The organism is Methylovulum psychrotolerans (assembly GCF_002923755.1).
Lineage (GTDB): Bacteria > Pseudomonadota > Gammaproteobacteria > Methylococcales > Methylomonadaceae > Methylovulum > Methylovulum psychrotolerans.
Genome location: NZ_PGFZ01000033.1, coordinates 1 through 6963 on the forward strand (window position 1 = coordinate 1; position 6963 = coordinate 6963).

The 6963-nt window shown below is 51.3% G+C and carries 3 protein-coding genes; 1 reads left to right on the forward strand and 2 read right to left on the reverse strand.

The window, feature by feature from the left end; translation table 11 throughout:
* Positions 1–267 precede the first annotated feature (267 nt).
* Positions 268–1590, forward strand: coding sequence for an RHS repeat protein (locus AADEFJLK_RS22965; RefSeq protein ID WP_103975946.1), 1323 nt, complete (start codon positions 268–270; stop codon positions 1588–1590).
* A gap of 510 nt (positions 1591–2100) precedes the next feature.
* Here the strand turns inward: AADEFJLK_RS22965 and AADEFJLK_RS22970 are convergent.
* Positions 2101–3474, reverse strand: a complete 1374-nt coding sequence (locus tag AADEFJLK_RS22970; RefSeq protein ID WP_170065239.1) for a PAS domain S-box protein — start codon at positions 3472–3474, stop codon at positions 2101–2103.
* A 23-nt stretch (positions 3475–3497) separates the two neighbouring features.
* Positions 3498–6377: a chemotaxis protein CheB gene (locus AADEFJLK_RS22975; protein WP_249028123.1), complete on the reverse strand. Its 2880-nt coding sequence runs from the start codon at positions 6375–6377 to the stop codon at positions 3498–3500.
* Positions 6378–6963 lie beyond the last annotated feature (586 nt).

Below are 6963 nucleotides of genomic sequence, written 5' to 3' on the forward strand. Positions count from 1 at the left end.
GGCTATCGGACACCCGCTGACGTGTATTTAGCCAGGCGTTATGAAAAAGATGAAACAACCCATTTTTATCAACCGGCTTCTATCTTAATCTTATGAGATTTTGGTCTAGACAATGGGGAGTACCTTATCTCCACCGAACATGCGGGCGGAGTCGAAAAATACCAACTGGCTTACAACACCGACAGCACTGGGCAACAGATCCTGTCCTCAGCCATTACCGAGCCGTTAAGCTCAACGTATACGCGCAATTTCACCAGTATCCAAAATGTGGTTAAAAGCACTGGCCAAAACCAGCCCGCTGGCCCCGGCACCAACTGCCCCGCCGCCGCCAACGCCATCAGCTACGACACCAACGGCAATGTCACCCGCCGCACCGACTTCAACGGCAACACCACTTGCTACGCCTACGACACCTCGCCCAACACTATCGGAAAAGGCCGCAACCTCGAAACCGTGCGTATCGAAGGCATGGCCTCCGGCACAACCTGTCCGGCCAATTTAACCACCTACACGCCCGCCGCCAATGAGCGTAAGATCACCACTGAATGGCACAGCCGCTGGCGAGTACCCATCGCCAAAGCCGAACCGCTGCGCCTCACCACTTGGGCATGGGCGGACAGCACCGCCCCGGTCTGCGGCGCGGACGGCGTACCTTGTGGCAAAAACGTCTTTACCACCATGGACACCAATGGCGGGCAAGGCACCAGTGCCGCCCTAGGCACCGAACGCACTTGGCAATATACCTACAACAGCGATGGCAACCCGCTCACCGTTGACGGGCCGCGTACCGATGCCAGCGATGTCACCACCTATACCTATTACCCCGCCACCGTCGACAGCAACACCCCGGCCAACGCGGTTAAGCGGCTGCATACCGCCACCAACGCCCAAGGCCACACCACCACCTACAGCAACTATGACGGCCACGGCCACGCCCTGACTATCGTCGACGCTAAAGGCCAAGAAACCGATTTGACCTACGACCTGCGTGGCCGTCTGCTCAGTTCCACTACCGCCGGACGCACCACCCAGTTCGTCTATTATCCGACCGGATTGCCCAACACCGTCACCACCCCCGCCAACGGCACCATCACCTACGGCTACGACCCCGCGCACCGCCTGACCAGCATCACTAATGCGGCGGGCGAAAAAATCACCTACACCTTGGACAATATCGGCAACCGCACTAAAGAAACCGTTACTTACGCCAACGGCAGCACCGCCACCGCCGTCAACCGCACCTTCGACAACCTCAGCCGCCTGTGGCAAACCCTCAATGCTACCAACCTGCCCGTCCACACCTATAACTACGACGCGCAAGGCAACGTGACCTTAGACATGGCCAGCCCCGGCGACGGCAGTAGCCAAAATACCCAATACACCGCCTACGACACCCTCAACCGCCTGTTGACGATGGTCGATGCGGCGAACGGTAATGTCGGCTACCAATACGACCAGCTCAGCCACTTGAGCCAAGTCACCGACCCTAAAAACAACCCCAGCACCTACGACGAAGGAGTACAGGAAGCGAAACGGAAGTGGAGCGGTGTACGACGACCCCCGCGTAGCCGTAGGGGCCGGGCGTGTTGACGGAGTTGGAGCGCAAGCGGAAGCGTAGTCAACATGCAAGGCCATCCCGAAACGGCGTCAAGTCATTTGCGCAGGCCAGTGGTGCACAGCGTACCGAAGGGGAGTTGTGTACCGCGGCCGGAGCAGGACGAAGGCGGGCAGCCGAAGGCAATAATCGCCAGGAAAATTTTTCGCCGCTAAAATCGGATGGATCCCATTTTAGCTTTCGCGAAAAATCCTGGCGCGCCTGACAAGACAAGGACTGATGCCTGCCTTGTTTGTCCAGAACGTCGGCAAGGTTTAGGGTTCTGCATAGGGCTTAAAATGCGGGCGTAGGCAACGGCTACAAAATACGGGTGGCCGTAACCGAAATTCGGTTGGGCACGATGGCGGGATTTCCGGCGACTAGCCAGGTGTCTTGGAAAAGGCAAGGAATAACGTCGGCAAGCCCCCGCCATCATCATGGAGGGGACTAGTTGCTGCGGATACGGGTCATGGAGGCTTATTCGCTAAAGCTAAGCTTGGCGATTGTTATTCCGCTAACCCCAGCAGATAACTGCGCAGATTGACGGCTTGGTTATCCAAACCCAGTTTTTTGCGGATGTGTTTACGGTGAATACCGACAGTTCCCGCCGAAATCTTTAAGGTCGCCGCAATCAGTTTTGTGGGCAGTCCTTGCCGGACCATGGAAGCCACCTGCACCTCGACCGGGGACAATTGCCGGAACGCCGAGCTGATATCCGTAGGGCATCCGTAAGATTTCACCATTTCTTGCAGATTATGTTCAAGAATGCCGATTAGACGGTCTTGCTGCCGATTAGCATTTTCCTGTTTCAATTGCTTCAGGAAAGGGAAAACCGTACTTTCCATTTCCTCTACGAGCGCGCATTTGGCCTCGGTTTTGTCTTTTTCCCTATGCTTAAGCAAAACCTCAAGGGCGTTATTGACCGCCGTCACCTCCGCTTTAATTTGTTCCAGCTCTTCTTTTGAATGCACCACTTGGCTTTCCAGGCGGCTGCGGGCATCCAGCAACACCCTTTCTGCTTGCTTTTGTGCGGTGATGTCGGTAAAGGAGCCGACATAATGGCTGATATGGCCTTTTTTATCCGTAACGGCGGTAATCGTTTGCCAGACAGGGAAGATCTCGCCATTTTTGCGCTTGTCCCATATCTCACCTTCCCAGTAGCCTTCCCTAGCCACGGTTTCCCATAAGTTATGATAGAAGCCCGCTTCATGCACACCGGAACGTAAAAAAAGAGGCGAGACACCCACTACCTCGTTAGGACGGTAGCCCGTGACGCGGCAGAAAGCCCGGTTGACGCGTAAGGCAAATTTTTGGGCATCCGTGACAATGATGCAGGCCTGCATTTCAAAAGCGGCGGCGGCGATGCGTAACGCTTCTTCCGTCTGCTTGCGTTCGGTGATGTCAGTGAGTGCCAAGCGTATTAGCGTTGTACTGGCATCTGAACTATTGAGGCAATCGATTTGGCCATAGAAAGGTGTGTTATCCGCACGGTGTAAGGTCAGCTCATAAGTGTGCCTGCCACAATGTTGCTTGACGTACAGAAAATGCCGATGCCAACGGTCATGGTCATCCGGGGTGACTAAGCGGTCAAAACGGCTTTTGAGCAGGTTTTCGCGCTTGATTTGCAATAGGTTGGCGCAGGTCAGGTTGGCTTCGGTAATCAGGCCATCTTGGTTCAGCGTCAGATAACAGATAGGGGCAAAATCGTAGAGCTGCATATAGCGGTCACGTGAAGCCACCACCGCTTGGTGCATAACCCGCAATGCCTCGTTCTGCATTTCCAATTCAATTTGGTGTAAGTGAAGATCCTCCAATAGCTCTTCGGGAGATTTTTCCGGTGCTGCCGCCGTAGGGGGCTGGATGCCAACCCCGCTTGTCAATGGGTTAACTTTATCATTACCAGTCATGAGGGGGGGTGTATGGAAATTAATATCAGTTGGGGATCAGTTTCTTTACCGGCAACGCGGAAAGAGTTCAATAAAATATTACGTTGGCCTATGTCGGGAAAATCATGTGCCAGGACATAAGCCGCAAAAACTTGTTTGCTGTCCAGCAACTGACGCAAATCAGAGATATCCCATTGGCCATTGGCCAGCGTGTATATCTGACGGCCTAAAGTCCCCTCCGGAGTGGCCTGAAACGCTTGGTAAAAAGATTGGCTGGCGGAAACCGCTTTAAACTCGCTATCCAGTGCGATAAAAGGCTCTTGTATGGTAGTGACGATGCCTTCGGCTAACAATAAGGCCTGTTGCATGGCCACCGTCCTGATTTGCACGCTAATATCGGTAAAGGTCAGCACCACGCCATCAGTGACATTATCCAGCGTCCGGTAAGGCTGGATGCGCGCCAATATCCAAGTGTCATCGCTGGTGTGTAATTGCTGTTCAACGGGGATTAGCGTTTTCAGCACGGTGGTGGCGGCAAGCAACAGCTCATCCCCGGCGATAACCGATTTGATGTCATTTAAAGGCCGGCCAATATCGGAAGGGATCATACGGTAAATGGAGAGGGCATCTTTGGTAAAGCTACGGATTTTTAAGTGTTGGTCTAAAAATATAATGCCGATATTGATACTCTCCAACAAATTGCTCATATCATTTTGCATACTGGCCAATTGGTCAATTTTGGCCTGCAATTGTGCATTGACCGTAATTATTTCTTCATTGACCGATTGCAACTCTTCTTTGGAGGTTTCCAGCTCTTCATTGGTCGATTGCAACTCTTCATTGGTCGATTGCAACTCTTCATTGGTCGATTGCAGCTCTTCGATACCGGCCTGCTGGCTTTCTTTAAGGTAGGCCAAATCATGCTCAAGTTCCTCAATACGGGCTGCTTCGACAGACTTGGCAACGCGTTTGCCTCTGGATTTAACAATCGGCGTGGTAAGGTCTTGGAAATCTATCAGCAACAAATTTTGGCCGTTATAAGAGGGCAGCGTCCTGACCGAAAAGCGGAAGGCTGTAAAACCATTATTGGTCTTGACGTGCACGGTTTTATTCAGCGTCACCCTGCCTTCCCCGGCTGCCTTGAGCGCCGCCTGAAGTTCGGCAGTAAGCCCTTCACGCGCCAAGTCCATAATATTCAGCGTGGCCGGGCCGGATGCGAGCAATAAATAAAGGCTGGTATCGCCATGCACATATTGGACATTACCTGCGCAATCGGTGACCACCGAGGCGGGCGCGAAAAATTGGACGAGTTGTTGTTTGGCAAATTCAGATAAGTCAGTCTTGTTAGGTTTTCTCATGGTATCCTCCGTTTTGGCATGATGTTGCGCTGCCCATGACATTCGCCTGCACAGTACGGTACCCATAGACGCTGAAGTCGCTAAGGCCCTATAAAATTTCCATTTACGGCTGATAGTTGCGAACAGGTCGGTATGGTCGCCAATACTCTCCGAGGTTGACAAAAATAGCACCCCATCCGGCTTAAGTGCGTAATGGAAGGTCGGAATTAGCTGATTTTGCAGTTCCGGTTCCAGATAAATCAGTAAATTCCGGCAACACAGCAAATCCAATTTAATAAAAGGCGGATCTTTAATGATATTTTGGACAGCAAATATCACCATGGCGCGGAGCTCTTTCTTGACCCGATACCCGGTATTTTCTTTGTTGAAAAAATGCTCTAGGCGCTCGGTACTGAGCTGTTCGGCGATGCTCAGCGGATAAAAGCCTGCATGGGCGATGGCGATGGCCTCGTCATCCAAGTCAGTGCTGTAAATCTGCACTTTAAAGTCCTGTTGCGTCATGTCCATTCTCTCGCGTAGCAGCATGGCAAGCGAATAGGCTTCTTCGCCAGTGGCGCAGCTGGCCACCCAGGCACGGAATACCGTATCTTTAGTTTGGTTTTTGCACAGTGCCGGCAAAATATGCTGTTCCAGTTCCGTAAACGCCCCCGCATCACGGAAAAAACGCGTGACATTGATCAGCAGATCTTTAAATAGGCTATGCGCCTCAGTCGGATGTGTTTTAAGATAATCGGCATATACATTGGTGTCTTGGATATGCTGTTGCGACATACGGCGTTCGATGCGGCGGCCAATGGTGTTTTTTTTGTAGAGCGAAAAATCATGTCCAGTAATGTCACGCAATTGCAGCAAAATCCGGCTGATCCCGTCGGGCTGTTGCAAAATAGCCGGTATTTGCGGGGGGGCAACCGGACGATGGGGTCTGTTCTGCAAGGTTTCCAGCATCTTGTCGATAGGCAGGATATGGGTCGCATAACCTGCATGGATCGCACTGGACGGCATCCCGTCATATTTGGCACTGGCGGGGGTCTGCACTAGAGTGGTGCCGCCGGCTTCAAGGATGGCCCGCAAGCCTAATGTGCCATCCGTACCCGAACCGGATAAGATAATGCCGATGGCATGGTTTTGTTGGTCTTGAGCCAGCGACTTGAAGAAAGTGTCAATGGGGGTCCGCCGCCCGCGCGGCTCAGCCGGAACCGTCAGGCGCAATTTGCCGCCCACAATGGTCATGTCGCAGTTGGGTGGGATGATGTACACACTGTTGCGTTTGACCAGGAGCTGATCTTGTGCTTCATGCACAGCTAAGTGCGTTGTGCGTTGCAGGATTTCAGTGAACAGGCTGGTGTGGCTAGGGTCAAGATGGGATACTAATACGAAAGCAAAGCCGCTATTGGCCGGAATAGTGTGTAAAAATTGCCCTAAGGCTTCCAAGCCGCCCGCCGAGGCGCCAATGCCGACAATCGGAAAGGCCGCTGCCGTTTTTCCAGAAGATACGGAACAAGGTTCGTTCAGCAGAGCCGGTAGATCCTGAGGTTTCACGATAATCCTTGCAGCCAGAAAGTGTTTGATCTTTTTTTATCGTAGCACTTATAGGATTTGAAAAAAATCAATTAATTTTAGCATGAAAAATGATGAAAATAATGAAAACAATAGTTATTTATGGGAATTATGTAAAAAGTAGCTAATAACCAGATGCTTATAATCTTTTAAAAAGCAAGCGATTAGTTATATCAATATCCTATAAGTGCCATAGGGTCTTGTATTTCAGGTAATTTCTCACATTATCATCTATGTCGGCATGCTACAGACAGCGTGTTTTGTAACGTTTTATCGCTTAAGATTTTATTTAATGCTTAAAAATAGGGCAACGGTTGCGGCTCTTGCCCAATTAATGCCCTTCCTAAAACCGAAAACTTGACCGTTTAAAGTAGATATCTTTCCTAAATGTTGCTGACTATATAAACGTTGACAGGTTAAAATATCAAGTTTTACCCTAAACCACCAAAAAGCCATGAAACCGTATGCCCAGCTACCCACCGACAACCCCGAAGAATACAAACGCCTTGTCGGGTTGTCAAAAGAAGATTTCCAGCACCTCAACAGCAAGCTGTGCGTTTACATCGGC